The organism is Actinoallomurus spadix, from assembly GCF_024055725.1.
Lineage (GTDB): Bacteria > Actinomycetota > Actinomycetes > Streptosporangiales > Streptosporangiaceae > Actinoallomurus > Actinoallomurus spadix.
This window is the reverse complement of the sequence record NZ_JAMXMX010000014.1, coordinates 1-26,189: the sequence shown is the minus strand read 5'-3', so window position 1 is coordinate 26,189 and position 26,189 is coordinate 1. Positions and strand designations below refer to the sequence as shown.

Here is a 26,189-nt window from a genome sequence, read left to right as displayed (position 1 = left end):
GGTTTATACGGCTCAATATGCGATGTTAGGCGCGAGGTGTCCGATTCGAGGGCGGCCCCCGGCGCCGTACGCGCGTGCCATCGTCAGGCCCCGTCGCTCAGGGCCATCGCCGACAGCAGCTCGTAGGCGGCGTGTGCGGCGGCGATACCGGTGATCTCCGCGTGGTCGTAGGCCGGGGCGACCTCGACGATGTCGGCGCCGACGAGCCTGAGGCCGGCGAAGGCGCGGAGGATGGCGAGCAGCTCGCGGCTGAGCAGCCCGCCGGACTCCGGAGTGCCCGTGCCGGGCGCGAACGCCGGGTCGAGCACGTCGATGTCGACCGAGACATAGACCGGGCGGTCCCGCACCCGCTCGCGGATCCGCTCCACGACGCCCCGCGTGCCGAGGTCCTCCAGCTCCCGGGCGTGCACGGTCTGGAAGCCGAGCGCGACGTCGTCGGTCAGGTCCGCCGCGCCGTACAGCGGGCCCCGGATGCCGACGTGCACACAGCCGGACAGGTCGAGCAGGCCCTCCTCGGACGCCCGCCGGAACGGGGTGCCGTGCGTGGTCGCCGCGCCGAAGTAGGTGTCCCAGGTGTCCAGGTGCGCGTCGAAGTGCACGACCGCGACCGGGCCGTGGCGCCGCGCGAGCGACCGCAGCAGCGGCAGGGCGATCGTGTGGTCGCCGCCGATGGTCAGCAACCGGCCCGCGCGGTCGAGGAGCGCGTCCGAGCCCGCCTCGATCTGCCGTACGGCCTCGTCGATCGAGAAGGGGTTGACCGCGATGTCGCCCGCGTCGACCACCTGCTGCCGCCCGAACGGGCTGACGTCGAGCGCCGGGTTGTAGGGCCGCAGCAGCCGGGACGACTCCCGCACGTGCGCAGGACCGAACCGGGCGCCCGGCCGGTAGCTCACTCCGGAGTCGAAGGGCACGCCGACCACGGCGACGTCGACGTCGGAGACCTCGTCGAGTCGCGGCAGCCGGGCGAACGTCGCGGGGCCCGCGAAGCGCGGCACCACACTGGCCACCACGGGACCGACGTGCCCGTTCTCGATCGTGCGCGGCGGATCGTCAGACATGGGTTCCTCCCAGCCACCTGGCGTGATAACCATAAGGCAACAGCAGTTTCCTGCCAAGAAACCTGTGGGGTGCCGACGGTGACCTCGATCGGCCGCCGTCGCCGCGCCGCCGGCCCGGGCCGGCGACAGGATGAGGGGACCGGATGAAGTCAGTGCCGATCGCCGCCGGTGGCCAGGAGCCGCGCATCGGCGCCCGGCTGCGCGACGCGCGGCGGCGCCAGGGGCTGACGATCGACCAGGTCGCCCAGAGCACCGGGCTGACCAAGGGCTTCATCAGCCGGATCGAGCGCGACGTCACCTCGCCGAGCGTGGCGACACTGGTGACGGTCTGCGCCGCGCTGTCGCTGCCCGTCGGCGAGCTGTTCACCGCCCCGAAGACCGACGTCATCCGCAAGGACGTCGCCCCGGAGATCCAGCTCACGGGGCAGGGCGCGGAGGAGCGCCTGCTGACCCCGCGCGGCCAGGGACGGCTCCAGCTGATCCGCTCCGTCATGGAGCCCCGCAGCACGGGCGGGGACGAGCTCTACACCCTGAACTGCGAGGTCGAGGTCGTCCACGTGCTGCGCGGCGCCGTCGAGGTGCGATTCAGCGACTCGGCGGTGCTGCTGGCCGAGGGCGACACGCTGACGTTCTCCGGCCGTGAACCGCACAGCTGGCTCAACCCGGACGAGACCGCCGTCGCCGAGGCGCTGTGGGTCATCGCCCCCGCCTCCTGGAGCACCTGACCGGCCAACGATGGGAAGCGGTGGACCGGCGGCCGGACGGGCCGCACAATCATGCCGTGGAGAGCAGGACGAAACGGCGACTGAGCGGCGCCGAGCTCGACGGGCTGGCGCGGCGGGCCCTCGGGGCCGGCGTGGTCGCGTCGACCGAGCTGACGGACGGGTACGCCAACGCGGTCTGGCGGCTCACCCTCGACGACGGCCGCGAGGTGGTGCTCAAACTGGCACCGCCACCGGACTTCGAACAGCTCGGCTACGAGCGCTTCCTGCTGCGGACCGAGGCCGAGGCGTACGCCACGCCGCGGATCCAGGCGATCATCGACCACGAGCGGGCGTTCTGGGGCGACCCGCTGGCCGAGTTCGTCACACCGACGATCTTCGGCGACCTGGAGGAGGACGACCCGCTGCTGGCGGGCTACCGCGAGGTGACGCCGCTGGAGCTGACCCCGGCGGCCCGGGTCCGTCTCGACCTCTACCGCGCGTACCTCTACCTGATCATGCTGGTGGAGAACGGGCCCCGGCAGTATCCGGAGCGGGAGTACGCGCCGGTTCGTGATCTCGTTAACGCGTCATTGGCGCGGGTCCTCGACCGCCTCGCGCGCTGCCCGGCGCGATGAGGCGTACGGACGCTCCAGAGCCGTCGCAACGTCAGCGGGTGTTCAGCCCGGCCCGCCGGAGCTTGCCGATGACGTTCTGGACGGAGCGGTGATCCGACGGCGTCGACGGGCAGAAGACGGTGCGCCCTGACGGCGGCTTCCAGGCGAGGTGGTTGTTGCTGGTCAGGGTGATGGTCCACCCGGCGGCTTCGGCGCGCCGGGCAAGTTGTCGTAGATCGCGGGGGATTTTCACTGGCTCTTCCTGTGGATCAGCCGGTAACAGCAGGGTGCCGACCTCAACCTGATGGACACCACCGAGGGCGATGACCATCGTTCGGACTCGCCGTCGAGTCCGGGGCGGGGCCGCCGACCAGGGTTCCGCCCGTGGTCATCAGCGCGGTCTGCTCGCCCGAGATGTCCTCGATGGGCCATGTGGTCGCACGGCCCCGGACGGTGACACCGTCCGCCGAAGACGGGGAGGTCAGGACATCGTTACCGGTCCTTGCCGTCCTCGGTCATCGAGGACGGCAAGGACAATGATCCCACATCTCAGTTCCGCGTGCAGGCGGGAGGGTCGACAGGAGGCTCGGCGCCCTCCGGAATCGCGGGGAGTTCGGCGTGCTCGACCCGGTATCCCCGGCCGGACGCGTACGCCGTGAACGGCGCCGGGGCGAGGCCCATGCGGACGCACCGGCCGTCGACGGCGCCCCAGGAGAAGCCGACCCGGTCGTACCGGTGGCCGCGGGGGTCGGCGTAGACGCTGAACGCCATGCGTGTGCCGTCCGCCTCGCCGATGACGCCCTCGCTGGTCCCCGAGACGACGGCGACGGGCCCGGCGGTCATCAGGTAGTCGACCCGTACGGTGCCCCAGTAGTGCTGGACGGTGCCGTCCGGCTGCGGAACGGGGTGGTCGAACCGTACGGTGCCGCGGGCGGCCCCCATGACCATCTTCTTGCCGACGAACCGGAAGGCGTTGCCGTGCGCGTCGAAGATGAAGCGCCGGAGGGGATTCTGGGGATCGAGCGGGTACCTCACCCACGCGTCCCCGGTGACGTGGCCTTCCGCGTGGGCCACCGGTCCCCGGGGTGACGCGGAGGCGACCTGGGAGGCGGTGCCCGTCAGGAGGACGACGCCGCCGATCCCGGCCGCCGTGACCTTCGCGAATGAGACTGCCATGGAAGGCTCCTAAGGAACGTACGGGCCGTGTCGCCCGTGTCTCGAACCTCCCAGGCGGCGCGATCCGCGGCCTCCCCCCGAATGGCCGGATCCCCTGGCCCTCCGGCGGATCCTTCGCTCACCCGGTGGGGGGAGCCGTACGGGACGCGGCTTCGTGGTCGGCCAGGACCTCCCCGATCACGCGGTGGTCGGAGGCGGCGAGTGCGGCGTCGGAGCCGGTCACGCCGAGAAGGGACTTCCAAAGGACCCAGCCGCGGGCACGCGCCCAGGTGGCCGCGTCCTGGTCGACGGCGGCCCGGAACGTCTCCCGGCTCTCGCCGGAGAAGAACGTCCACGCGATCACCAGGTCGCACGCGGGATCGCCGACGCCCGAGGTGCCGAAGTCGATGACTGCGGCCAGTCTCCCGTCCCTGACCAGCAGGTTGTTGACGGAGACGTCACCGTGGAACCACACCGGCGGGCCGCTCCATTCGGCCTCCAGCGCGGTCTCCCACACGGCCGTCGCGCGGCGGGCGTCGACGCGGACGCCGAGCGCGGCGAGGCAGCGCCGGGTCTCCTCGTCGTAGTGCGTCAGGGAGGCGCCGCGGTACCAGCTGTGCGCGCCCGCCGCGGGCCCGCCGGTGGCGTCGACGCGCTGCAGGGCGCGGATGAAACCGGCCAGGCCGGCGGCGAACGCGGGCAGGTCGGCGATGTGCTCCCGCCGGGCGAGCCGCCCGTCCAGCCAGCGGCGGACCGACCAGTTGAAGGGGTACCCCTCGCCCGGCGTCCCCTTGGCGAGCGGAACGGGGATCTCGACCGGGAGGAACGGGGCCAGGTAGGGCAGCCAGCGGTGTTCCTTGTCGATCGCCGGGGCGTAGCCCGCGGCCGTCGGCAGGCGTACGGTCATCTCGTCGCCGAGGCGGTAGGTGCGGTTGTCCCACCCGTCGACCTCCACCGGCCGGACCGGCAGGTCGCTCCACTGCGGGAACTGCGCCGCGATCAGCCGCCGTACCAGCCCGGCGTCGATGCCCGCGCGTCCGTCCGCGTACGTCGTGTCGGCCATCAGAGGAGTGTGACCCCCGCCTCCTGGGCGGGCAACCGTTTTTGCGGCGGCCCGTCTCCCGGGCATGCGGTCCGGCCGGGAGGGGTACGCCGAGGACACGGCGATGCCGAACCCGAAGGTGCCGTGCCATGGCGGAGACCGCGATCGAGAGGCTCGAACATCACCTGGGCGGGTGCGTGGAGCTGCCGGTCCTGGGACGGGTGGAGCTGCCTCCGCCCGAGAGACTGGTCTACTACGCCGGGCTCGGCCTCCTCGCCGTGCTCGAGGTGGTGGAGTGGCCGGTCGCGCTGGTGATCGGTACGGGCCACCTGCTCGCCGACCAGCGGCATCGCCGGGCGCTGCACGCCCTGGGCGAGGCGTTGGAGGAGGCCTGAGCGGCCGGGGACACCCACCGGACGCGACCTCACCCCCCCGCCGGAGCGGGTAGGGAAGGGGCATGGCGCCGCCGTTGCCCGGCCCGCTGGCCCACCTGGCCCCGGTCCTCGACCAGTACGGCTACGCCGCGGTCGGGGTGCTGGTCTTCGCGGAGGACTTCGGCATCCCCGTTCCCGGGGAGACGATCCTGGTCGCCGCGTCCGTGTACGCGGGGGCCGGGCGGCTGAACATCGTCGTCCTCGGCGTCATCGCCGTCGCGGCGGCGGTGGCGGGGGACAACGTCGGCTACCTGATCGGCCGCACCGGCGGCTGCGCCCTCGTCCGCAGATGGGGCCGCTACGTGCTGCTGACCCCCGAACGCCTGCGGCGCGCGGAGGACTTCTTCGCCCGCCACGGCGGGAAGGTGGTGACCATCGCCCGGTTCGTCGAAGGGTTCCGCCAGGCCAACGGGATCCTCGCCGGCATCATCGGCATGCGCTGGCCGCGGTTCCTGGCCTTCAACGTGCTGGGCGCCGTGCTGTGGGCCGGTCTGTGGACGGGCCTGGGGTACGCCGCCGGCACGCACATCGGGGCGATCTCCCAGCAGGCGTTCCGCTACCAGATCTACGCGCTCGCCGGCCTGGCGGCCGTGCTCCTGGCCCGCTTCGCGTACCACCGGTACCACCGTCACCGCGCCGACTGATCGTTCTCCCGGCGGTCCGGACGACGAACAGAGAAGAGCCGTTCTCGACATGTAGAACGCCCCGGGGGCCCGCGTCGTCGGCGGATGTGCGGGAACGCTCGCAGCCCCCTTGACGGCGTTTCGTTGGTTATGTTCGATCTGACACATGGTGAAGAAACTCATCAACGCACTGACGCCCCGGCGGTGCGCCGGCCATCCGGGCGCACGGCTCACCGCCGCCGCGGCCCTGGCCACGGCGAGTCCGCTGATCGCGGGCCTGGCCGGGCCGGTGCGGGCGGAGGCGGCGACGGCCACACCCCGGATCATCCCGGCTCCGGCGTCCCTGCGGACCGTGCCGGGACGGTCCTTCGCCCTCACCCGCGCGACCCGGATCGTGGTGACCTCGCGCTCCCGCGACGCCGTCGGCGTGGCGACGTACCTTGCCGGGCTGGTCCGCCCGTCGACCGGATACCGGCTCCCGGTCGTCACGGGACCCGCCGGCTCGCCGCACGCCATCACGCTGAGCCTGGCCCCGGCGTCCGGCCTCGGGACGGAGGGGTACCGGCTCGACGTCACCGGCGGCGGCGTGCGGATCCAGGCCCCGACCGCGGCCGGCCTGTTCTACGGCGTCCAGACGCTCCGCCAGCTGCTGCCCGCCAAGGTCGAGGCGCGGAGCGTACGGCCCGGCCCCTGGACCGTCCCGGCCGTGCACATCTCCGACCGGCCCCGTTTCGGCTGGCGCGGCGCGATGCTCGACGTGTCCCGGCACTTCTTCACCGTGGCCGAGACGAAGCGGTACATCGACGAGATCTCGCTGTACAAGATCAACACGCTGCACCTGCACCTCAGCGACGACCAGGGCTGGCGCATCGCGATCAAGAGCTGGCCGAGACTCGCCACGTACGGCGGCAGCACCGAGGTCGGCGGGGGCGCGGGCGGCTACTACACCCAGGCCGAGTACCAGGACATCGTCGCGTACGCCCGGAAGCACTTCATCACCGTCGTCCCGGAGATCGACACGCCGGGGCACACCAACGCCGCGCTCGCGTCGTACGCGGACCTGAACTGCGACGGTAAGGCGCCGCCGCTGTACACCGGCACGGAGGTCGGCTTCAGCTCCCTGTGCGTCGACAAGGACCTCACCTACCGGTTCCTCGACGACGTGATCGGCGAGCTGGCGAGGCTGACCCCCGGCTCGTACGTCCACATCGGCGGCGACGAGGCGCACAGCACGCCGCTCGCCGACTATGTGAAGTTCATCGACCGCGTGCAGCCCCTCGTCCACGCGCACGGCAAGAACATGGTCGGCTGGAACGAGATTGCGCAGGCGGACGTGAAACCGGGCCCGGCGACGCTGGCGCAGAACTGGAGCATCGCCGACGGGACCACGCCGGTCGACGACCCGCTGGCCACCGCGGCGGTGCGGAAGGGCGTCCAGCTGGTCCTGTCGCCCGCCAACCACGCCTACCTGGACATGCAGTACGACAAGGACTCGCCGTACGGCCTGCACTGGGCCGGCTACGTGAGCGTGCGCAAGTCGTACCAGTGGGATCCCACCACGATCTTCACCGGCGTGACCGAGCACGACGTGCGCGGCGTGGAGGCGCCGATCTGGAGCGAGACGCTCACCGATCTCCACGAGGTGGAGTACATGGCCTTCCCCCGCCTCGCCGGGATCGCCGAGATCGGCTGGTCGCCCCGGCAGGGCCGGTCGTGGGAGGAGTACCGGACGCGGCTGGCCGCGCAGGGCCCGCGCTGGACGGCCATGGGCGTGAACTTCTACCACTCGCCGGAGATCGCCTGGGACTCCGCGTCATAACCCCCTCGGCCGTGGGGGCCCCGGCCGGACCCCGGCCGGGACGAACGGGCCCCGGAGACGTCAGCCGCGGTAGGTCTCCAGGAGCCGCAGCCAGATCTCGCTGATCGTCGGGTAGGACGGCACCGCGTGCCACAGGCGCGCGATCGGGACCTCTCCGGCGACCGCGATCGTCGCCGAGTGGAGCAGCTCCGCGACACCGGAGCCGACGAACGTCACCCCCAGCAGCGTCTCCCGATCCAGATCGACCACGGCACGGGCACGACCCTGATAACCGTCGGCGTAGAGAGAGGACCCGGCGACGGAGCCCAGGTCGTAGTCGACCGCCCGCGCCCGGTGACCCCGCCGTTCCGCCTGTTCGAGGGTGAGTCCGACCGCCGCGACCTCGGGGTCGGTGAAGACCACCTGCGGGAGCGCCCGCTCGTCGGCGGTGGCGACGCTGCGCCCCCACGGCGCCCGGTCGAGCTCCCGGCCCGCGGCGCGATCGGCGATCACCGTGCCGAAGATCCGCCCCTGGTACTTGCCCTGGTGGGTCAGCAGCGCCCGGCCGTTGACGTCCCCGGCCGCGTACAGCCAGCCGCCGGCGACACCGGCCGCCAGGCCCGTGTCATCGACCTCGATCGGCTTGCCCGCCTCCAGGCCGACCGTCTCCAGACCGAGATCCGCGGTCGCCGGAACCCGGCCGGTCGCGAACAGCACCTCGTCCGCCGTCAGGTCCGGCCCGTCGTTCAGTGTCAGGACCACCGGGCCGTCGCGGCGCACCCCCGTCACCGTCGTGCCGAACCGCACGTCGACGCCTGCCGCCCGCAGGCTCTCGGCCACCAGCTCGCCCGCGAAGGGCTCCAGCTTCGCCAGCAGGCGGTCCCCGCGCACCAGCAGGGTCACCTCACTGCCCAGCGCCCGCCAGGCCGTGGCCATCTCCACCGCGACGACGCCCCCGCCGACCACCGCGAGCCGCTCCGGCACGCGCGGCGAACTCGTCGCCTCCCGGCTGGTCCACGGCCGCGCCTCGGCCAGACCGGGCAGCTCCGGCAGCGCCGCGCGCGTGCCCGTGCACACCGCCACGGCGTGCCTCGCCGTCAGGACGCGCCGCTCACCGCCGGGCGTTTCCACGGCGACGCGGCGCTCCCCGTCCAGCCTGCCGTGGCCGCGCACCAGGGTGATCCCGGCGGAGTCCAGCCAGCCGACCTGGCCGTCGTCCTTCCAGTGCGACGCGAAGTCGTCCCGCCGCCGCAGCACCGCCGCCGCGTCCAGCGTCCCGGTCACCGCCTCGCGCGCGCCGGCGACCCGCCCGGCGTCGGCGAGCGCCGCCGCCGGGCGCAGCAGCGCCTTGCTGGGCATGCAGGCCCAGTACGAGCACTCGCCGCCCACCAGCTCGCTCTCCACGATCGCGACGGTCAGCCCGCCCGCGTGGGCCCGCTCCGCGAGGTTCTCCCCGGTCGGCCCGGCGCCCAGCACCACGACATCGAACTCGTCCACCGCTCGTCCCTCCTGCTCCACCCGCTCCACCCCCGCTCGGACGCGGAGCCGCCTCAGGTCACGAGCCTCTCACGCACGGGTCACGCGGAATCCCGAGGCCCGGCCGTCGGGCCGTCGCCGCGACGGCCGGGCCATCGGCCCCGCCGCGCTTCCAGCGTCGCGGCCGTCAGGCGAACACCGACGAGCGCCGCCGCGCAGACGGCAAGCCCGGCCTGTCCCGCGCGTCTCTCGAGAAGGGTCGGCTCACGGTGTCACCGAACCGGGGCCCGCGAAGCGGATCACACGTACCGGGCAGGCGCACCTGCGGGCCAGGTCCACCGCCGTGCACCGGTGCAGGCGCGCCGCCCAGCGGGAACGGACCCGCGCGCCGACGTACACCGCGCACGCGGCATCGAGCCGGACCCGCTCGCGCAGGGCATCGGCCGGCCTCCCCTCGGTGGCGACGAACTCCCAGTCGAGGCCCTGCCCGCCGAGCAGGAGCGTGCAGCATAGCCACGCGTCGAGTTCGAGGGCGTCACGCCAGGCCGTGTCGTACAGCTCCATCGACGGCCAGCCGAGCCACTCGCCGGGCAATGGGCCGGGCCGGACATGGACGGCGCGCAGCCGGACGCGGTCTCGCGCGGCGTACGCCGCCGCCGCGCGCAGGGCGGCTCGCCCCGAGTCGCCGCCGTCCACGCCCACCAGGACGGTCTCACCGCCCATGCCGGAGCATCGCCTCGAAGTCCGCCCGCCCGGGCCGCAACTCGCCGAGCCGGGAACGGCGCCCTGCGCGACGCCACCCGGCGCCGACGCGAGCACGGGCGACTCCGGGCACCGAACCCTCGAACGACGACCCGATTGGCGTGCGTCCCGGCATCTCGCGCTCCTAAGCAGGTACGACAAGTCCCCGTCGCCACCGGCTTCGGTGGGATGACCAGTGACAATCACTGACGGTAACGAGATTGTTAACGTTCGGTAGGGAAAAGTCGACCGACTATCCCGCCGGACTACACGTTCCGTCCCTGCGGCCACATCTCACCGGGACACCTTGGACGCGCATCGTTCAGTGACTCAGAACGGACAGGCCCGCCCAGCCGCTCCCGCCGCTTCACGAGGGCAAGGACTCCAGGAAGTGGCGGGAGCAGCCTTGCATCGAGACCGTGACGGTGGCACGACCTTCGTTCAACCGTTCCTCGTCGCGGCGATCTCCAGTCCCTTCGTCAGGTCGGCGACGAAGTCGCACCAGGAGGGCACCAGGGCGATGGAGCCGTTCGGATCGATGCGCTCCAGCAACTGTCGTCGGTGATGAGGGAATCGCTGCTTGAACTTGTCGAGTCGACGGCCGTTCAGATCAGAGGCGCGGCAGAGCACTTCCTTGAGCGTCGCCTTGGGGTCGGGGACCGTTTCGACCTTGCGGACAGCGGGCAGGCCGAGTGCCGCTTTGCCGTTCGGGTTGCCGGCAACCTGCCGAATCTCCCGCTCGTCGAGCAACAGCCAGGCCTCGGTCATCCGGATCGGGATCACCGGGGCGTGAACCGCCTCGGGCATGACATCGGCGACGGCCCGCTCGATCTCGGCTACGCGAGCTTCTCGGCCGTCGCGGTCACCGTCCCGATGAATGACGACCAGATCGTAGACGCCTCCGATATCCTTGATCGCCTGAAGCTTTCCGGCGACGGTCTTGTTCGGTGGGCGACCGAGGCGGTCGATCAGCGGGTCGGTGATCACTACGTCCACGCCGCTCTCCGTGGCGATTCGCTGGACGTGAACGGTGATGCCGCTATCGCTGGTGCCCTCTCCGAGGAACAGGACTCTGAGCGTCACGCGATCTCCAGGCGCAACTGGGCCCCGGGTGGCTCTGTCAAGTAGGGGAGGATGTCGGCGCGTGTCACCGGGGGGATGGTCGACGTTGCGACACGCCAGGTGTCGGCGAGCGGCCGTAGCTGAAGTGCGGGGGTGACGGTGCCATCGGGTGCCTGGCGCATCGCCGCGTCAGCGAACAGAAGGTCGCGAGGGTCCACGAGCTGAACTACGTTCGGCGAGTGAGTATTGATGATGACCTGCCGGAACGGGTTGTCATCTCCTGGGGTTCCGTTCACGTCCACGGCGAGGTCCCGAACGAGGTCGACCATCGCGGTCAGATTGGCGGGGTGAATGCCGTTCTCCGGCTCCTCCATGCACAGCAGGCCGGTGACGCTCGTGTCTTCGAGGAGGACGCACAGGGCGAGGAACCGCAGCGTGCCCTCGGACAGGCTCCGGGCGGGCAGCGTGAGCCCCCCGGACTCGGTCAGGTGGACGGTGAAGAGCTCCCGGACATCGTCCTCTTCGACCTTCAATGACCGCACCGCGACGCCTTCGAGCTCGGCGAGGCGTCCGGCGACTCTGGCGTAAACGCGCTCGGGGTCGCCGTCCTCGTACGCGATGCGGTGCAGCGCACCGGCCAGGTGTCGTCCGGTGACATCCATGACCTGCGGATCGACGTACCGGTCGGCGGTACGAAGCGCGGATGGTTCGAGGGCGAGCCGCCGCCAGGACTGCATTTCACGGCGAGCGCTGAGGATCGTCGGATCGTCGCTGCTCGTCACCGTGCTGACGACGGTCGCCGGGGCACGTGCCGCCGCCGCTGGCTTGGGCTGTCCCCTGCTGCCGCCGTCCTGGTGGATGCTGATGATCGGCTGCCCGTTGTCCCACGAGGTCGAAATGAAGGCCGTGCCGCTACGGCGGCCGGAGAGCACGGCTTTGCGGAACTTGCCCGCGCTGTGCGGGAAACGGAGCCTCCTGGCCGCGTCTCCGAGGTTGATGTGCCGAAGGTTCTCAGCGAGCAGCACGAGTCTGCCGACCTTCTCCGCGCCGCTCGGCGGCTGGTAACCGAGCTCGAGCTCATATCGAAGGTAGGAGGTCGTGGGCTTGGCGAACCGCCCGAAGTCGTCCTCGACCTGCAACGGCACGATCATCTCGGCGGCGAAGCTCATCCGGTGCGCACCGGCCGCGTAGCCATTCCAGAACAGGTCACGGGGGTCACCGAGGCGGTCGCCGTGAACACCGCGAACCTCCTGCGCGGCGTCCAAAAGCGTTTTGTCCGCTAGGAGACTGAGGAACTGGATTGCGTCGAAGATGTTGGACTTACCGGTTGCGTTGACCCCTGCGATGCAGGTGAAGGCGCCTAGATCGATCTCCAGGCCCAACAGGTTCTTGAACCCGTCGACCTCAAGCCGCGTCAACATCTTTTCTCACCCCCGATAAGCATCCCACGCGCCCAGCGCCATGTCGTCCTGTACCGCCAGCGTGCCGCCTCGGCAGGGGCAGCGAATCGGCCTCTTACAAGGCGACGGCAGGAGGCTTGCGTTGATGACGTCGAAGGTGGCGCGTACGGTCTTGCCGGGCGGGTTCGGGTGGACGGTGACGCGGGCGAGTTCTTCGGCGATCCACAGGCCGAAGTGGCCGACCTCGCCGGGCAGATGCTGTACGGGCAGGTCCGCCGAGGCGTCGGTGACGTCGACGACGATGGCCGGCTCGTCGCCTTTCCGTACGGTGAGGGCGTAGACGACGGGGGCGGCGCCGTGGGCGATGGCGTTGGTGACCAGTTCGCTGGTAACCAGGACGACGTCCTCGACCAGGTCGGCGTCCCAGCCGACCAGGACGGCGGTGGCCAGGGCGCGGGCGGTGACGACGGCGTAGGCGTCGCCGTCGAGACGGCAGGACCACTGCTGCTCGCGGGACGGGCCGGCGGTGCACTCGGGGGACATGGCTGGGACCTCCAGGAGGTGTGAGTGACCGCGGCGGCCGGGCATCGGGGGAGACCCGGCCGCCGCGGTGGCCTGTTCAGGCTTCGGGGTAGCCGAGGACCTGGGTGATGCGGGCGGCGGCGATGTCGAGGTTGTCGACGTGGGCGATCCGGTCGCCGAACGACCAGCAGAACCACCACAGCCCCGCCTGGTCCCGCCGCAGCGCGAGGTCGTCGTTCAGCGGCGGTGCGAGCGGGTTCACCACCCGCAGTAAAGCCGCCTGTCCCTCGGAGGCGATGACCCGCGCGTACCACCCCTCCGCCCGCAGCCGCTCCGCGAGCCTCTCCAGAGATGCGATGCCTTCTCTGGGTGACCCATGAGCGTTGACTGGAACAGATGCCATGAGCGTCCTTTCTGTGTGATTCATGGAAGGAGGCCGGACCGTGGTCACAGTCCCGCAAGGCGGATTTCTCTGCTTAAGGCTGATCGGCCGTGATCGAGCGATAGGGCATGGTGCTCACATCGACATTCATCAACTAGGCCACGCTCGGCATCCGGCCGGTGACAGCATGTGGGCAGCATGGCACCGTGAGCAGGGCGATGCAATAGTGCAAACGGAATCGAGCGAAGGGATCAAGGATGTCGCGGCGACAATCCCGGCAAGACGGAGCGAATCGCAGTTCGACGCTGCGCGCTCGTCAGCTGGCACTCGAACTCGCTCGCCGGCGCGAAGCTTTGCATCTAAGCCGGGAAGAGGTGGCCGGCCGCTTGGAATGGTCGACGTCGACGATCTTTCGAATCGAAACCGGTCGTTCTGTGCCACAGCCCCGAAGCATGCGCGCGCTACTGGAGCTCTACGGCATCGTGGGTGCCGAGCGCGAAGGTCTGCTCCAACTTGCCCGCGAGGCTCGTCAGCCCGGTTGGTGGCACTCGTTCCGCGACGTGCTGCCTGACCCCTACGCGGCCTACATCGGCTTCGAGTCTGCTGCCGCATCCGTACAAAACTTCGAGCCGTTGGTCATCCCTGGACTCCTTCAGACGGAGGAGTACGCGCGGGCCACGTTTCACGGGGGTCCCCGCGAGTTGGACCGCGATGACGTGGAACGCCGTGTGCAGGTCAGATCAACTCGTCAGGGAATCCTGAAGCAGCCCCAGCGCCCTCGTCTGTGGGCGGTCATCGACGAAGCCGCCATCCGGCGCGTCGTCGGCAGCCCGAAGATCATGCGTGAGCAGTTGTACCGGCTCATGGAAGCCGCCGATGAGGGCAGGACCACGATTCAGGTGGTTCCGTTCCATGCGGGCGCGCACGCAGGAACGACCGGACCGTTCGTCATCTTGGGTTTCTCGGAACCGGCCGATCCCAACGTGGTTTATATCGAGACCCTCGCCGGCGAGATCTATCTCGAAGCTCCCGAGGACGTTACACTCTATACGGTCGCATTCGACCGACTCGTCGCCGCAGCCCTGCATCCCGATGAATCACTAGCGCTCATCGGTGAGGCGGCCAAGGATCTTTCCGAGTAGTGCAGAGAGGTAGACGAATGCCCCCGAATTCGGAACTCTCCGACGATTTGTGGCGGAAGAGCAGCAGGAGTAGCCAAAATGGCAACTGTGTCGAGGTGCAGCTTATGACTGCCCGGTGATCTCTGTGGCGCGAGGGCCAGCGCTGAGGTTATGAGGACACGTTGTCCGGCGCCGGTTCGGTGATCCGGGCGGCCGGGGCCGTGCGGCGGCCGATGCGCCGTCCGAGGCGCTGGAACGGGAGCTCGATGTACCGGTAGGTCAGAGCGCTGACCGCGATCAGGACGGCGACGAAGACGGTGAGGCGGACCGCGTCGTCATGGTCGGGGGTGCCGCCGAACTGGTCGGATAGCATGAGCAGCACCGGGTGCAGCAGGTACAGCGAGAAGCTGATGGCGCCCAGGCCGGTCAGCCACCGGGGGATCCGGCGGTGGCGCAGCGCCCGGCCCCCGGCGAACGTCAGGGCGGCCAGGAGCAGCGAACCACTCCAGTAGACCGCGAAGGCGTCGGCCTGTGCCGGTGCCATGCTCACCCGGGCGTGCAGGGCACCGGCGGTCACCGCGCAGACCAGGACGACGGCCGCCGAGAGCACCGCCGTACGGGAGTGGATCTGGCCGTGTTCGGCGCGGTACAGCGCGGTGCCGGTGAACATCACGGCGAGGATGATCAGACTCTCCCACGGGCCGATGCGGCCGTTCACGCCGACCAGGACGATCGCCAGGACGCCACCGAGGATTCCGCCCGCGGTCCGTACGGACGGCCGGGCCGAGACGGCCGCGGCGATCGCGGTCACCATGACCAGCGCGGCCAGCGCGGTGACCGGCCCGACCCCGGCCGTTCGCGACAGCGCCGCCATCGGCAGGAGCCCGCCGACCAGGACGGCGGCGGCCGCGAGCGTCACGGCGATCGGCGCGGACAGCCGGTGCGTCCCGGTGACGAACAGGGCGACGACCAGCAGGTAGAAGAGCATCTCGTACGACAGCGTCCACAGCACGTTGATCACGTTCGGCACCGCGAGCACGTCCTGGAGCATGGTGAGGTGCGCCAGGACGGCGGTCCCCGGCCGGTACGCCTCCAGTCCGGCGCGCAGGCCGCGGACGCCGAGCAGGTAGGGCAGCAGGGTGATCGCGCAGGCGGTCGTCAGGAGGGGGTGGATGCGCAGCACCCGGCCGATCCAGAAGCGGCGGACCTGCCCGTGGCGCTCCAGCGAGGCGGGGATGATGAAGCCGCTGACCAGGAAGAAGACCAGGACGCCGTACAGCCCTGGATCGAACCAGTCGATCCCCAGCCCCGCTCGCCATCGCGGGACGTAGTAGTAGGTGGCGTGGTGCAGCGCGACGACCATGGCCGCGATCCCCCGCAGCAGGTCGAGCCAGGCCAACCGGGGAGCGGGCGAGGCGAGGGGTCTCCCACGGGCGGGCTCGGCGCGATGGAGGACGAAGCGGATACCACGGCCCCTTCGGTGAGAGCCGCTTCGCCGAAGCGGCCGTTGCGGCGCTGATCTAGCGCCACCTTACCGGGGCGTTCGCTCATCACCGCAGGTCGCGCCGGTCCGGGACGCGGGCCGGCCCGCCGGCCGCCGGGTGCGGCGGGCGGGCGGCCGTGGCCTCAGGCCGGCCGGAAGCGGTGGCGCTGCGCAGGCGGGACGAGGTCGAGGTAGGTCTCGGCGTTCTCGGCGATGACCTTCCGGACGTACGGGCAGAATGGGAGAACGGCGAGCCCGCGCCGGCGGGCGTCGTCGAGCGCGGTCGTGACGAGCCGCCGGGCCAGACCGCGGCCGCCGAATGCGGGGTCGACCTCGGTGTGGGTGAAGGCGATCGTGTCACCGTCGAGCCTGTAGACGGCGATCCCGACCCGTTGCCCGTCCTCCTCGATCTCGTAGCGGTTCTCGGCCGGGTTGTCACGGACGGTGGCGGTCATGGAGCGTTCCCTCCCTGCGTACGGTGTGCGGTCGAGGCACGACACCGGCATACCGCTCCCGGTCTTCGACGCGCGCATCACCCGCTCGGTGATGCCGCACCACGGTCTCACGCCGGTGGCGTCATCGCCTGCCCGGCCGGAACCGCCGGGGCTCGATCGCGCCGGCGTGACCGTGCCCGGTGACGGCCGCCGAACGCAGCACCACGCCGTCGAGGGCCCACGCGCCTGGGCCGAACACCGCGGGCAGCAGGAAGGACCAGCAGAACAGGACGGCGGGCTCCCCGGCGTTCTGGAGCGGGAACAGCGCCCGGGGCTGGTGCACGACGAGGTAGGCGTACGCCATCGTGCCCGAGCAGAGCAGCGCCGTCGCCCTGCCACCGAGGCCGACGAGCACCAGGATCCCGCCGCCGAACTCGATCAGGGCCGCCCACCAGTAGGGCCAGACGCCGGCCGGGACCGCGGTGCCGCGGCCGGGCGCGCCGCCGAGCACGCCGAACAGAGCGGCCGCGCCGTGGCAGGCGAACAGGAAGCCGACGATGATCCGGTAGAGCGCCAGTACGTACGGTCGCGCGCGGTCCAGTGCGTCCATGGATCCCCGATCCCTCGCGGTGAGGAGCGTGGTGCCGCTCAGCTGACCGGCCTCCGGGCCGTCCTCGCCCCCCGGCCGGGCGAATGCTGCGTCCGCCTCCGGCCCGCGGACACCCCCGCCCAGGACGCGGAAGAGCCGGAACAGATCGTCTGACCGACGCGGAACCGTACCGGGCGTTCCCGTGCGCGCCCCGGCACCGCGTCGCGCGGCTCGGTCGTGCCACACGCTCAGTCGTGCCGCCGGCCGTCCGTGGTGGTCGCGGTCGGAACGCCGGATCGGCAGGTCACCTGGATGACGAGCTTGCGACCGTGGCCGGCCTCCAGCTTCACCGACGCGCGGGCTCCCGGCCCGCGGTCGACGTCGTCGACCCCGTACCCCTGGGCCGGCGTCCAGGAGAGCAGATAGGCGGTGTCGGCCGGTCCGCAGCGGGCCAGCACGCTTCCGCCCGAGGTGGACAGCGCCCGGGTGGTCCCGGCGGTGGGAGCGCCGCCCGTGGCGTGAGGGGGCGGCGTCGCGGTCGGGGGGGCCGGCGTCGTGGTCGCCGGCGCCGGTGTCGTGGCGGCGGCCAGAGCCCGGTCGACCTGGTCGGACGTCAGCGGGCGGACACCGCGATCGGTGATGCCGGCGCCCAGCACGGAGATCGCGGCGATGCCGATGCCGGTCGAGACCGCGGCGGCGGCCGCCCAGGCGGTGATCCCGATCAGGACGCGTCTGGTCATTGGGACAGGCTGCCACGAACACGGCTAAGAGCCTGATAAGACGCTGATAAGGCAGTGCTATGACCTGCTCTGCCGCCGATCACCTGGTTACGGTTGGTCTGTGCCGCAACTACTGCTGATCGAGGACGACGTGTCGGTGCGGACGGCGCTGGTACGGGCGCTGTCCGAACGCGGTCACGCGGTGACCACCGCCGCCACCGCCATGACCGGCCTGCAACAGGCCGTCGACGCACGGCCCGACCTCGTCGTGCTCGATCTGGGCCTCCCGGACCTGGACGGTACGCAGGTGCTGCGGATGCTGCGGGGGGTCAGCCGGGTGCCGGTCATCGTGGCCACCGCGCGCGACGACGAGAGCGAGATCGTCCGGGCACTCGACGCCGGGGCCGACGACTACCTCGTCAAGCCCTTCGGGGCCGGGCAACTGGACGCGCGGATCCGCGCGGTGCTGCGCCGGGCCGAGGACCGTCAGGACGAGCAGGGGCCGGTCGTCGTCGGCGCGCTGCGCGTCGACCCGAGGGCCCGGGAGGCCGACCTGGACGGGCGGCCGCTCCAACTGGCGCCCAAGGAGTTCGACCTCCTGCACTACCTGGCCGCCCGCGCCGGGCAGGTGGTGAGCAAGCGTGAACTGCTGACCCAGGTCTGGCGGACCCCGTACGGGGGAGCGGACAAGACCGTCGACGTGCACGTGGCATGGCTGCGCCGCAAACTCGGCGAGACCGCGAAAGAACCCCGCTACCTGCACTCGATACGGGGAGCAGGCGTGAAGATCGTTGACCCGGGCGCATGAGGAGCCGCCTGTTCCGGCTGGTCGCCGCGACCGCCTCCCTCGTCCTCATCGCGTTCCTGGTGCCCCTGGCACTTCTCGTACGCCAGGTGGCCGCCGACCGGGCGACCACGGCCGCCACCACCGCGGCCCAGTCGCTCGTACCGGTCGTCGCGACGGCCGATCGCGGAACCGTCGAGCTGACCGTGTCCCAGGCCCGGGCGACGAGTCGGTACCCGATCACGGTGTTCTGGCCCGCCGGCGGTGGCCTCATCGGCGCGCCGGCGCCCCGCAGCCGGGCGCTGGAACTGGCCGCGCGCGGGCGTAGCGTCACCGCCGAGGCGCCGGGGGGACGCGAGATCCTCGTCGCGGTGCAGGGCGCCCCGGCCGGCACCATCGTCATCCGCACGTTCGTCACCACCGCCGAACTGCGCGCCGGGGTCCTGCGCGCCTGGCTGATCCTGGGCCTGCTCGGGATCGGGCTGCTGGGCGTCGGGCTGGTCGTGGCCGACGCGATCGCCCGGTCGATGCTCGTACCCGTCACCGCCCTGGCCACCCTGTCCCAGCGGCTGTCCGGCGGCGACCTGGACGCCCGGATCGAGCCCGGCGGGCCACCGGAGATCCGTGACGTCGGCGCCGCGCTGAATCACCTGGCCGGCCGCATCGGCGACCTGCTCACCGGGGAACGCGAGGCCGCCGCGGACCTGTCGCACCGGCTGCGCACCCCCCTGACCGCGCTGCGGCTGGAGACCGAATCGCTCCGGGACCCCGCCGAGGCCGAGCGGGTGACCACCGTCGTCGACGCGCTGGAGCGGACGGTCAACCAGATCATCAGCGACACGCGCCACCCACGCCGATCCGGCGGGCGGTGCGACGCGCGCCAGGTCCTCACCGAACGCGTCGCCTACTGGTCCGCGCTCGCCGACGAACAGGACCGCCCCGTCGGCACCGTCCTGCCCGGCCACCCGGTCCCGGTCGCCGTCGACGGCGACGAACTGGCCGCCGCCGTCGACGCGCTGCTCGAGAACGTCTTCGCGCACACCCCGGAGGCCACGGCCTTCACCGTGCGGCTGGAGGCGACGACGAGCGGGGCCCGGATCGTCATCGGCGACGACGGCCCCGGCCTGCCCGGCGCCGGACTGCCCGGCCGGGGCCGGAGCGGCCGCGCCTCCACCGGACTCGGCCTCGACATCGCGCGGCGTACGGCCCACGCCGCGGGCGGCGCCCTCACCCTCGGCCGCTCCCCGAGCGGCGGCGCGCAGATCACCATGACGCTGCCCGCGCCTTCCGCGATCTCTTAGCCCGCCCTTAGCCACGCCGCAGCACGGGCTTATCGTCCCCGGCGGCAATCTGACTCCCGTAACCGAACCCCACCATCGGGAGGACACCCGCCATGGGCCGTCTCACCATCCTCGGCGTCGGATTCGCCGCCGCCACCGCCATCGCCACCGCCGGCGGGATCGCACTCGCCGACGATCACCACCCCCGGCCGGCCACCGCCGTCGCCGCCACGCGTGACGACTCCACCACCGCCGGAAGGCACCACGACGACTCCACCACCGGCCGTCACCGGGACGACTCCACCACCGGAAGGCACCACGACGACACCGCCGGAAGCCACCACGACGACACGGTCGCCGCGGCGAGTGCCAGGATCAGCGCCGCGCAGGCCGGGAGGATCGCGCGCAAGGCGGTCCCCGGAGCGCGCGTCACCTCGACCGAGTTCCACGGCGACCGGCGGGCTCCCGCCTGGGAGGTCAAGCTGACCGCGAAGGGCGTCCAGCGGGAACTCCTCATCGACGCCCGCACCGGGAAGATCATCAAGAACGAGGTCCGGCACGCGTCGCGCGGACACCGGCACGACCACCCGGGCGGGGACGACCACCGCGGCGGCCGCTGAGCCATCGGCCGGTCGGCCGGATCCGGCCGGCGATCAGCACGGAGCGATCGAGACGATCGGCCTCCGGCGATCGCCGGCCGGCACGGCGACGCGTCAGCCGAGCTCCGCGTCGTTCAGGGCGTCGCGTAGCTGCGCGCGCGTCGTGACGCCGAGCTTCGGGAACACCTGGTACAGGTGGAAGCCGACCGTGCGGGGGGACAGGAGCAGGCGTTCCCCGATCTCCCGGTTCGTCAGCCCGCTCGCCGCGAGCCGTGCGATCTGCAGCTGCTGCGCGGTGAGCCGCTCCACCTGCCGTGCCGGCTCCCTCCCGGCGGGCATCGTCACCCCGCAGGCGCGCAGCTCGGCGGTGGTGCGCGCGACCCACGGCCGCGCGCCGAGCCGCTCGAACACCGGCAGGGCCTGGGTCAGCGCCGTGCGGGCCTCGCCGGTGCGGCGGCGGCGACGGAGCCACTCGGCGTACTCCAGGCGGGTCTGCGCCCGTTCGAAGGGCCACTGCTCGCCCGCCGGGCCGGCCAGCGCGGTCTGGAAGTGCTCCTCGGCCTCGTGGGCCGGGGCCAGCAGCGCCCGCGCCCGGTGCACCAGCAGGGTCAGCCGTGTCGACATCCGGCCCGCCAGCCGGCGTTCGACGGAGTCGACCACGTGCGCGGCGTCCTTCCTCTGCCGTGCGCGTACGGCCGCCGCGGCCAGGTCGCCGAGGCCGTAGTAGGAGGCGTGGTAATGCAGCGGCACCGGATCGGGATCCGTCGTGAACAGGCCGCGCAGCAGCTCGTACGCCAGCGGGTGGTTGCCTTCGGCGGTCGCGATGGCGCCCCGTACGGCCAGCGCGCGTGCCTGCAGCGCGCGGCTCTCGGCGGGGTCGATGCCGGCCACCGCCCGGTCGATCAGCTCGCGCGCCCGGCCGGTGTCGCCGCGCAGCGCCAGCAGTGCCGCGCCGACGTACCTCGCGGCCCGCCCTGCCATGTCCAGGCCGTTTTCGGCGGCCACCCGGCGGGCGTCGTCGGCGGTCACCTCGGCCGCGTCCCACGCTCCGCTCTCGAACTGGGCGATGGCAAGGGCCTGTCCCAGGGTGGCGTTGGATCCGGCGGTGGTCACGCGCCGCAGGTGCTCCATGGACTCGCCGTACAGCCGGACGGCGGTGGCGGTCTCGTCGAGGACCCAGGCGCACGCCCCCATCTCGTTGAGCTCGTTGGCGCCGAGGTCCGGCAGGGCGAGGGCCCGGTCCAGCAGGCGCAGGTGGCCTGGCCGGTCCCCGAAGGGGTCGAGGGCCGCCCGTGGCCACGTCTGATCGGGGTCCTCTCCGGCGTCCGTCGGTATCCGGGCCAGCAGGTCCAGCGCCTCGCGGCGGTAGCCCTCGTCTCCCATGTTGTAGATGACGATGGCCGCGTGGCGGACCGCGGTGAGGGCGACGGCCGGCGCGGTGCCGGCGGTCGACGCGGCGAGCGGCAGCAGGTGGGACAGCGCGGCCTTCTGGCGCGTGGTGGCCCCCAGGGCCCAGCCGGTCCACAGCGCCGCCTCGGTCAGCAGGTCCGGGTCGTCGGTGGCGGCGACGACTCCGGTGGTGAGCTGCTCCACCCACAGGGGCCGGCCCGCGTGCATCGCCAGGTCGCAGGCTTCCAGCAGGCGTCCTGCCTGCCGGTGGGGGTCGGGGCTGAGCCGCGCGGCGCGTTCGAGCGCCGCCGCGGCGACGCGGTAGCCGCCGCGCCGGCGCGCCCGGTCCGCGGTCGCCTCCAGGGCGGCGGCGATCGTCTCGTCGGGCGCGAGGGCCGCGGCCGCGAGGTGCCAGGCGCGGCGGTCGGGGTTGCCGGCGAGCGCGTCCGCCAGGGCGAGGTGGACCTCGCGGCGGGCCGCGAACGACGCGGCCTGGTACACCGCGGAGCGCATCAGCGGATGACGGAAGGTGACGCGGCCGCTGTCCAGGCTGACGAGGCCGGCCTTCTCCGCGAGCAGCCACGCCTCGATCCCGCCGTCCGGGGCGGCGGCCGACGACGCGAGGAGCGCGGCGGGCAGGTCGGGGTCGTCCGCGGCGGCGGCGAACAGCAGCGCGCGCCGGGTGTCCTCCGGGAGCCGTGCCAGGCGGTCGGCGAAGATGCGCTCCAGCCGGGCGGTCATCGGGAGTCTCTCGACGGCGCCGTCCGCGAGGGAGGCCGGCGAGTCGGCCGTCGCCCTGGCCAGCTCCACCAGGGCCAGGGGGTTGCCCGCCGCCTGCCGCAGGATCTGCCTGCGCAGCGGCCCCGCAGGGGGGAACGGCTGGACGTCCAGCAGCCGGCCCGCGGCGGCCTCGGCGAGCGGGGGTACGAACAGCCGGGGGAACTCCGCCCCGAACTGCTCGGGTACGGACTCGCTCCGCGCGGCCGCGAGGACGGAGACCGGTTCGCCGGCCAGCCGCCGGGTGGCGAAGGCCAGCGCGTCCAGCGAGCACGCGTCGAGCCACTGCGCGTCGTCGACGACGACCAGCAGCGGTCGCCGGTAGGCCGCGTCGGACAGGAGCGTCAGCACGGCGAGGTTGATCAGCAGCCGCTCGGGTTCTCCCGCCGCGCCGGCGGGTTCGGCCTCGTTCAGGCCGAACGCCCGCAGGAGGGCGTCGCGCTGGGGACCGGGCAGTTCCTGGATCTCGGCCGACCTCGGGCCCAGCAACTGGTGCAGTCCGGCGAAGACGAGCCCGGTCTCGGCCTCGTGGCCCCGGCACCGCAGGACCCGCAGGCCCCGGTCCTCGGCCTCATGGGCGGCGACGTCCAGCAGCGTGCTCTTGCCGGAGCCGGGCTCGCCGACGACCAGCAGCGAGGGGGAACGATCCGTGTCCGCCGGATCGAGCAGCCGGCGGACGCGGGCGAGCTCCTCCTCCCGGCCGATGATCCCGATTACGGGCGGGCCCGCATCGCCCCCGCGAACCATTCCTGCTCCTCTGTCCCGTCACCCGCGAAATCGCGCGATCGCGAGCTTCAAGAGTAAAAGGCGGGTTCAGATGGTTCGAGGAGCGTTCGGTCCAGAGGAGGAGACGCGGGCCCGGCTCGGGCCGGATCAGCCGCGGATGAACTCCAGGAGGTCCTTCTCGAATGCGGTCCGGAAGGTGCCGTAGAGGCCGTGGGGCGCGCCGGGGTAGACCTTGAGGGTGGCGTCCTTGACCAGTTCGGCGGTCTTGAGGGCGGCGGCCTGGATGGGGACGATCTGGTCGTCGTCGCCGTGGGCGATCAGCACCGGGATGTCGATGCCCTTGAGGTCCTCGGTGAAGTCGGTCTCGGAGAACTGCTCGACGCAGTCGTAGGCGGCCTTGACGCCGACCTGCATGCTCCAAAGCCAGAAGGCGCGGCGGGCGCCCTCGGAGACGGCCGCCCCGGGGCGGTTGAAACCGTAGAAACTCTCGCTGAGGTCCCAGTAGAACTGGGAGCGGTCGGCGTCCACACCGGCGCGGATGCCGTCGAACGCGTCGATGGGGGTGCCCTCGGGGTTGCTCTCGCTCCGCAGCATCACCGGCGGGACGGCGCCGAGGAGGACGGCCTTGGCGACGCGGGCGCTGCCGTGGCGGCCGAGGTAGCGGGTGACCTCGCCGCCGCCGGTCGAGTGGCCGACGAGAACGGCGTCCCGCAGGTCCAGGTGCTCGATGAGGGCGGCCAGGTCGTCGGCGTAGGTGTCCATGTCGTTGCCGGTCCAGGGCTGGTCGGAGCGGCCGTGCCCCCGGCGGTCGTGGGCGATGGCCCGGTAGCCGTTCTCGGCCAGCAGACGCAGCTGCTCGTCCCAGGCGTCGGCGTTCAGCGGCCAGCCGTGGCTGAACACGACGGGCCGCCCGCTGCCCCAGTCCTTGTAGAAGATGCGGGTGCCGTCGGCGGTCGTGATGGTGGGCATGGAAGGTCCTCTCAGTGTTCTTCGGCGAGCGCGGTGGAGGTATGGGGTGGCCCGGTGCGGACACCGCCCCCTGAGAAGGCGGCGAGCACGGTACGGGCGGCGATGCCGGCGATCAGGAGGGTGACCGCGCTGAGCGCGGCGTAGGTGTAGATGAGGTACCCGGGCGGGCGGAGGATCTGCGTCCAGTGCACGACGCCGGTGGCGACCGCGGCCCAGGAGAAGGTGAACGCCCAGAAGCTCGGGGCGAACCGCAGCCGGAGGAAGGCGGGCAGCAGCCGCAGTTGCGCGAGCACCATCAGCACGCCGTAGCCGGCCAGGATCGCGGCGAAGACGTCCACGTGAGGGCCGCGCAGTGACAGGTAGGCGACGGTCGCCACGGCGGCGGGCGCGACTTCGATCGCCAGCGTCGGGTAGAGGGCCGGCGGCAGCGCGGGGCGGAAGAACAGCCGCGCGAGGATCATTGAGCCGAGGATGAACCAGCAGATCAGACCGAGGCCGAGCATGGCGTAGCCCAGCGTCCGCTGTCCGACCGCCGCGGCGCCGGCCGCCGCGACCAGGCCGCCGGCCACGGTCGGCAGGAAGTACCCCGGGTGGAGCTGGTCGAGATTCAGGGATCCGTAGATCCATTGGCCGGTCAGCCATCCGCCGAACAGCACGGTCAGCACGAGGAACACGTCGAAGACGATCGTTCCGGCGCGGGAGTCGTAGGCGTGGAGGCCCTGCGCCGCCGGCAGCATCGGAGTGATCACCGCGAGGGAGGCGAAGGGGGCGGCGACCGGGTCGGTCAAATCGGCGGCGAACGCGCCGCGCACCGACAGTGCGTACCGCGCGTAGCGCACCACGGTGATCGCCCAGACCACGGCCGAGACCGCCAGGAGCGCCCGCCCCGCCCACAGCGGGGCGTGACCGTAGCGGGCGGTGGTGAGCCAGGTGACCGCCAGCCCGGCGATCCCGAACGCCATGCCGAACAGGTTCAGCGGAACCCGGCGGACCGTGGCGGGCCGCGTGTTCTCAGGGTGGTCGGCGGGCACGGCGGCTCCTCGTGATGCGGATGAGGGGAGGTGGGGTCGGCGGAGGCCGCGGGTCCCGTTGTCCCTAATGTCCCTCAACATGGTGAAACGTCCATAAGTCGAATGACTTGCGACTCCTGATGGTGGGTGGCCACGCCGCTGGACCGGGCACGCGGGAGGAGCGGCTAGCGTGGCAGGGGAAAGACCGAAATCCGCCATACCTCACTTGGGGGACGGTTGTCGTCCGGCAAGGCGCTCGATCGGGAAGGTGGTGAGGGCTCGCGCGTCCGTGGGCCCGACGCGTGGACGTCTCCAGCGCTGCCTCCACGGAACGGCAGGTCACCGGGCGGGTGACCGGTACCTCCTGGACCGCGACCCCGTACCCCGCGGTGGCGGCCGACGCCGGCGGCCGGGTCGTCGAACTCAACGAGGCGGCCGCCCGGCTGTTCCCGCGCGCGGAGCCGGGGGCGAGCCTCGACGAGACGATGCCCGGGTGGCTCGCGGAGGCGCACCGCGCCGTGGTGCGCTCGGGAACCCCGGGCGAGCCCGTACGGGGCGAGGCGGGGGAACGCGGATTCGAGGCGCGTGCGACCTTCTCGCCGGACGGCGACGTGATCTGGTGGCTGGTCGAGGACACCGCCCGGCGGCGGGCCGAGAAGGCGCTGGCGGCGGAGCGCAGGCGCGCGACGCTTCGGGCGGAGGCGGCGGGTGCCCTGCTGACGACGCTGAACTTCGACCGGTGCCTGGAGGTCGCGGTCCGGCTGGCGACCGAGCACCTGGCCGACGCCGCGGTCCTCGTCGCGCCCCTCGCCGGGAAACGGCTGCCGGTGGCGCAGGCGATCCGCGGGGGCCGGGTCTCCCGCCGCACGGTGCGGGCGGACCCCGCCGATGTGCCGGGCCTGGGCGAGGCGCTGCAGGGTTTCCCGCCCACTCCATGCCGGTGGATCGATCCGCGCGACCTGGCGCCGTGGGCCGTGCCGGAGGGGTTCGGCGGGCCGGCCGGCGCCGTGGCGGTGATGCCGCTGCCCGGGCACGGCCTCCCGGCCGGCGCCCTCATCCTGCTGCGCCGTAGCGACCGGCGGGGATTCGACGACGATGAGGAGGTCTTCGCCCGGCTGTTCGCGGCGCGGGCGGGCGCGGCGCTGTCGGCGGCCCGCGTGTACGCCGACCAGGCGGGGATCACCGCGATCCTCATGCGCGAGCTGCTACCGCCACAACTGCGGCTCGTCCACGGGGTGGCATACGCCGGTGGGTACCGCGCGTCGGTGCGCAGCGAGCTGATCGGCGGTGACTTCTAC

General features: G+C 72.2%; 27 protein-coding genes and 1 pseudogene. 11 read left to right on the top strand and 17 right to left on the bottom strand.

Annotation, left to right across the window (positions count from 1 at the left end; genetic code table 11):
* Window positions 1-83: 83 nt before the first annotated feature.
* Window positions 84-1,058 carry an agmatinase gene (gene speB, locus NE235_RS21495; protein WP_252805757.1) on the bottom strand — a complete coding sequence of 325 codons (975 nt, stop codon included), beginning with the start codon at window positions 1,056-1,058 and terminating at the stop codon, window positions 84-86.
* Window positions 1,059-1,201: 143 nt separating this feature from the next.
* Here speB and NE235_RS21490 point away from each other — a divergent pair, with 143 nt between their 5' ends.
* Entirely contained in the window at window positions 1,202-1,783 is a 582-nt protein-coding gene (locus NE235_RS21490) for a helix-turn-helix domain-containing protein (protein ID WP_252805755.1), read from the top strand.
* A gap of 56 nt (window positions 1,784-1,839) precedes the next feature.
* The gene (locus NE235_RS21485) at window positions 1,840-2,397 is read left to right on the top strand and encodes a hypothetical protein (protein WP_252805753.1); all 558 of its coding nucleotides are present in this window, start codon (window positions 1,840-1,842) and stop codon (window positions 2,395-2,397) included.
* 31 nt (window positions 2,398-2,428) lie between these two features.
* On the opposite strand, the gene NE235_RS21480 is transcribed toward NE235_RS21485, so the two are convergent.
* From NE235_RS21480 to NE235_RS21470, 3 genes are all read right to left on the bottom strand, one after another.
* A complete protein-coding gene (locus tag NE235_RS21480) occupies window positions 2,429-2,707 on the bottom strand; it encodes a hypothetical protein (protein WP_252805751.1) in 279 nt (92 codons plus the stop codon).
* A 218-nt stretch (window positions 2,708-2,925) separates the two neighbouring features.
* On the bottom strand, window positions 2,926-3,552 hold the full coding sequence (locus NE235_RS21475; RefSeq protein ID WP_252805747.1) for a hypothetical protein: 627 nt from the start codon (window positions 3,550-3,552) through the stop codon (window positions 2,926-2,928).
* Window positions 3,553-3,670: 118 nt separating this feature from the next.
* Complete coding sequence (locus NE235_RS21470) at window positions 3,671-4,594, bottom strand: aminoglycoside phosphotransferase family protein (protein WP_252805745.1); 924 nt, start codon at window positions 4,592-4,594, stop codon at window positions 3,671-3,673.
* Window positions 4,595-4,722: 128 nt separating this feature from the next.
* On the opposite strand from NE235_RS21470, the gene NE235_RS21465 reads away from it, so the two are divergent.
* The 3 genes from NE235_RS21465 (at window position 4,723) to NE235_RS21455 (ending at window position 7,449) form a co-directional block, all read left to right on the top strand.
* On the top strand, window positions 4,723-4,968 hold the full coding sequence (locus NE235_RS21465; RefSeq protein WP_252805743.1) for a hypothetical protein: 246 nt from the start codon (window positions 4,723-4,725) through the stop codon (window positions 4,966-4,968).
* Window positions 4,969-5,030: 62 nt separating this feature from the next.
* Window positions 5,031-5,651 carry a DedA family protein gene (locus NE235_RS21460; RefSeq protein ID WP_252805741.1) on the top strand — a complete coding sequence of 207 codons (621 nt, stop codon included), beginning with the start codon at window positions 5,031-5,033 and terminating at the stop codon, window positions 5,649-5,651.
* A gap of 145 nt (window positions 5,652-5,796) precedes the next feature.
* Complete coding sequence (locus NE235_RS21455; protein ID WP_289849000.1) at window positions 5,797-7,449, top strand: beta-N-acetylhexosaminidase; 1,653 nt, start codon at window positions 5,797-5,799, stop codon at window positions 7,447-7,449.
* Between the two features lie 60 nt (window positions 7,450-7,509).
* Here NE235_RS21455 and NE235_RS21450 read toward each other — a convergent pair whose 3' ends face one another.
* The 6 genes from NE235_RS21450 to NE235_RS21425 form a co-directional block, all read right to left on the bottom strand.
* Window positions 7,510-8,925, bottom strand: coding sequence for a dihydrolipoyl dehydrogenase family protein (locus tag NE235_RS21450; RefSeq protein ID WP_252805740.1), 1,416 nt, complete (start codon window positions 8,923-8,925; stop codon window positions 7,510-7,512).
* 243 nt (window positions 8,926-9,168) lie between these two features.
* The gene (locus tag NE235_RS21445) at window positions 9,169-9,627 is read right to left on the bottom strand and encodes a universal stress protein (protein WP_252805739.1); all 459 of its coding nucleotides are present in this window, start codon (window positions 9,625-9,627) and stop codon (window positions 9,169-9,171) included.
* 459 nt (window positions 9,628-10,086) lie between these two features.
* A complete protein-coding gene (locus tag NE235_RS21440; protein WP_252805736.1) occupies window positions 10,087-10,728 on the bottom strand; it encodes a DUF4276 family protein in 642 nt (213 codons plus the stop codon).
* Window positions 10,725-12,128, bottom strand: a complete 1,404-nt coding sequence (locus NE235_RS21435; protein WP_252805734.1) for an AAA family ATPase — start codon at window positions 12,126-12,128, stop codon at window positions 10,725-10,727. Before NE235_RS21435 ends, NE235_RS21440 begins: the two co-directional genes overlap by 4 nt.
* 6 nt (window positions 12,129-12,134) lie before the next feature.
* Window positions 12,135-12,650 (bottom strand): ATP-binding protein, encoded by a 516-nt coding sequence (locus NE235_RS21430; RefSeq protein ID WP_252805732.1) that lies wholly within the window; start codon window positions 12,648-12,650, stop codon window positions 12,135-12,137.
* A gap of 76 nt (window positions 12,651-12,726) precedes the next feature.
* Entirely contained in the window at window positions 12,727-13,032 is a 306-nt protein-coding gene (locus NE235_RS21425; protein WP_252805729.1) for a hypothetical protein, read from the bottom strand.
* Between the two features lie 236 nt (window positions 13,033-13,268).
* Here NE235_RS21425 and NE235_RS21420 point away from each other — a divergent pair, with 236 nt between their 5' ends.
* Both NE235_RS21420 and NE235_RS38735 read left to right on the top strand, forming a co-directional pair.
* Window positions 13,269-14,153 (top strand): helix-turn-helix domain-containing protein, encoded by an 885-nt coding sequence (locus tag NE235_RS21420; RefSeq protein WP_252805727.1) that lies wholly within the window; start codon window positions 13,269-13,271, stop codon window positions 14,151-14,153.
* 17 nt (window positions 14,154-14,170) lie between these two features.
* The gene (locus NE235_RS38735) at window positions 14,171-14,272 is read left to right on the top strand and encodes a DUF397 domain-containing protein (RefSeq protein ID WP_406567613.1); all 102 of its coding nucleotides are present in this window, start codon (window positions 14,171-14,173) and stop codon (window positions 14,270-14,272) included.
* Between the two features lie 29 nt (window positions 14,273-14,301).
* Here NE235_RS38735 and NE235_RS21415 read toward each other — a convergent pair whose 3' ends face one another.
* The 4 genes from NE235_RS21415 to NE235_RS21400 form a co-directional block, all read right to left on the bottom strand.
* A complete protein-coding gene (locus NE235_RS21415; protein ID WP_252805725.1) occupies window positions 14,302-15,531 on the bottom strand; it encodes an acyltransferase family protein in 1,230 nt (409 codons plus the stop codon).
* A gap of 227 nt (window positions 15,532-15,758) precedes the next feature.
* Window positions 15,759-16,121 carry a GNAT family N-acetyltransferase gene (locus tag NE235_RS21410; RefSeq protein ID WP_343886471.1) on the bottom strand — a complete coding sequence of 121 codons (363 nt, stop codon included), beginning with the start codon at window positions 16,119-16,121 and terminating at the stop codon, window positions 15,759-15,761.
* A gap of 70 nt (window positions 16,122-16,191) precedes the next feature.
* Window positions 16,192-16,659, bottom strand: coding sequence for a DoxX family protein (locus tag NE235_RS21405; RefSeq protein ID WP_252805721.1), 468 nt, complete (start codon window positions 16,657-16,659; stop codon window positions 16,192-16,194).
* A gap of 227 nt (window positions 16,660-16,886) precedes the next feature.
* Entirely contained in the window at window positions 16,887-17,378 is a 492-nt protein-coding gene (locus tag NE235_RS21400) for a hypothetical protein (protein ID WP_252805720.1), read from the bottom strand.
* Window positions 17,379-17,478: 100 nt separating this feature from the next.
* Between NE235_RS21400 and NE235_RS21395 the strand changes: the two genes are divergently transcribed.
* From NE235_RS21395 to NE235_RS21385, 3 genes are all read left to right on the top strand, one after another.
* Window positions 17,479-18,165 (top strand): response regulator transcription factor, encoded by a 687-nt coding sequence (locus NE235_RS21395; RefSeq protein WP_252805718.1) that lies wholly within the window; start codon window positions 17,479-17,481, stop codon window positions 18,163-18,165.
* A complete protein-coding gene (locus NE235_RS21390) occupies window positions 18,162-19,442 on the top strand; it encodes a HAMP domain-containing sensor histidine kinase (RefSeq protein WP_252805716.1) in 1,281 nt (426 codons plus the stop codon). The genes NE235_RS21395 and NE235_RS21390 overlap by 4 nt, the downstream gene beginning before the upstream one ends.
* Window positions 19,443-19,534: 92 nt before the next feature.
* Window positions 19,535-20,041 (top strand): PepSY domain-containing protein, encoded by a 507-nt coding sequence (locus NE235_RS21385; protein WP_252805713.1) that lies wholly within the window; start codon window positions 19,535-19,537, stop codon window positions 20,039-20,041.
* 93 nt (window positions 20,042-20,134) lie between these two features.
* Here the strand turns inward: NE235_RS21385 and NE235_RS21380 are convergent, their stop codons facing one another.
* From NE235_RS21380 to NE235_RS21370, 3 genes are all read right to left on the bottom strand, one after another.
* Entirely contained in the window at window positions 20,135-22,933 is a 2,799-nt protein-coding gene (locus tag NE235_RS21380; RefSeq protein WP_252805710.1) for a LuxR family transcriptional regulator, read from the bottom strand.
* A gap of 126 nt (window positions 22,934-23,059) precedes the next feature.
* Window positions 23,060-23,881, bottom strand: a complete 822-nt coding sequence (locus NE235_RS21375; RefSeq protein ID WP_252805709.1) for an alpha/beta fold hydrolase — start codon at window positions 23,879-23,881, stop codon at window positions 23,060-23,062.
* An 11-nt stretch (window positions 23,882-23,892) separates the two neighbouring features.
* Window positions 23,893-24,912, bottom strand: a complete 1,020-nt coding sequence (locus NE235_RS21370; protein WP_252805707.1) for an SLAC1 family transporter — start codon at window positions 24,910-24,912, stop codon at window positions 23,893-23,895.
* A 281-nt stretch (window positions 24,913-25,193) separates the two neighbouring features.
* On the opposite strand from NE235_RS21370, the pseudogene NE235_RS21365 reads away from it, so the two are divergent.
* A pseudogene (locus NE235_RS21365) lies at window positions 25,194-26,189 on the top strand (serine/threonine protein phosphatase); the annotation flags it as partial.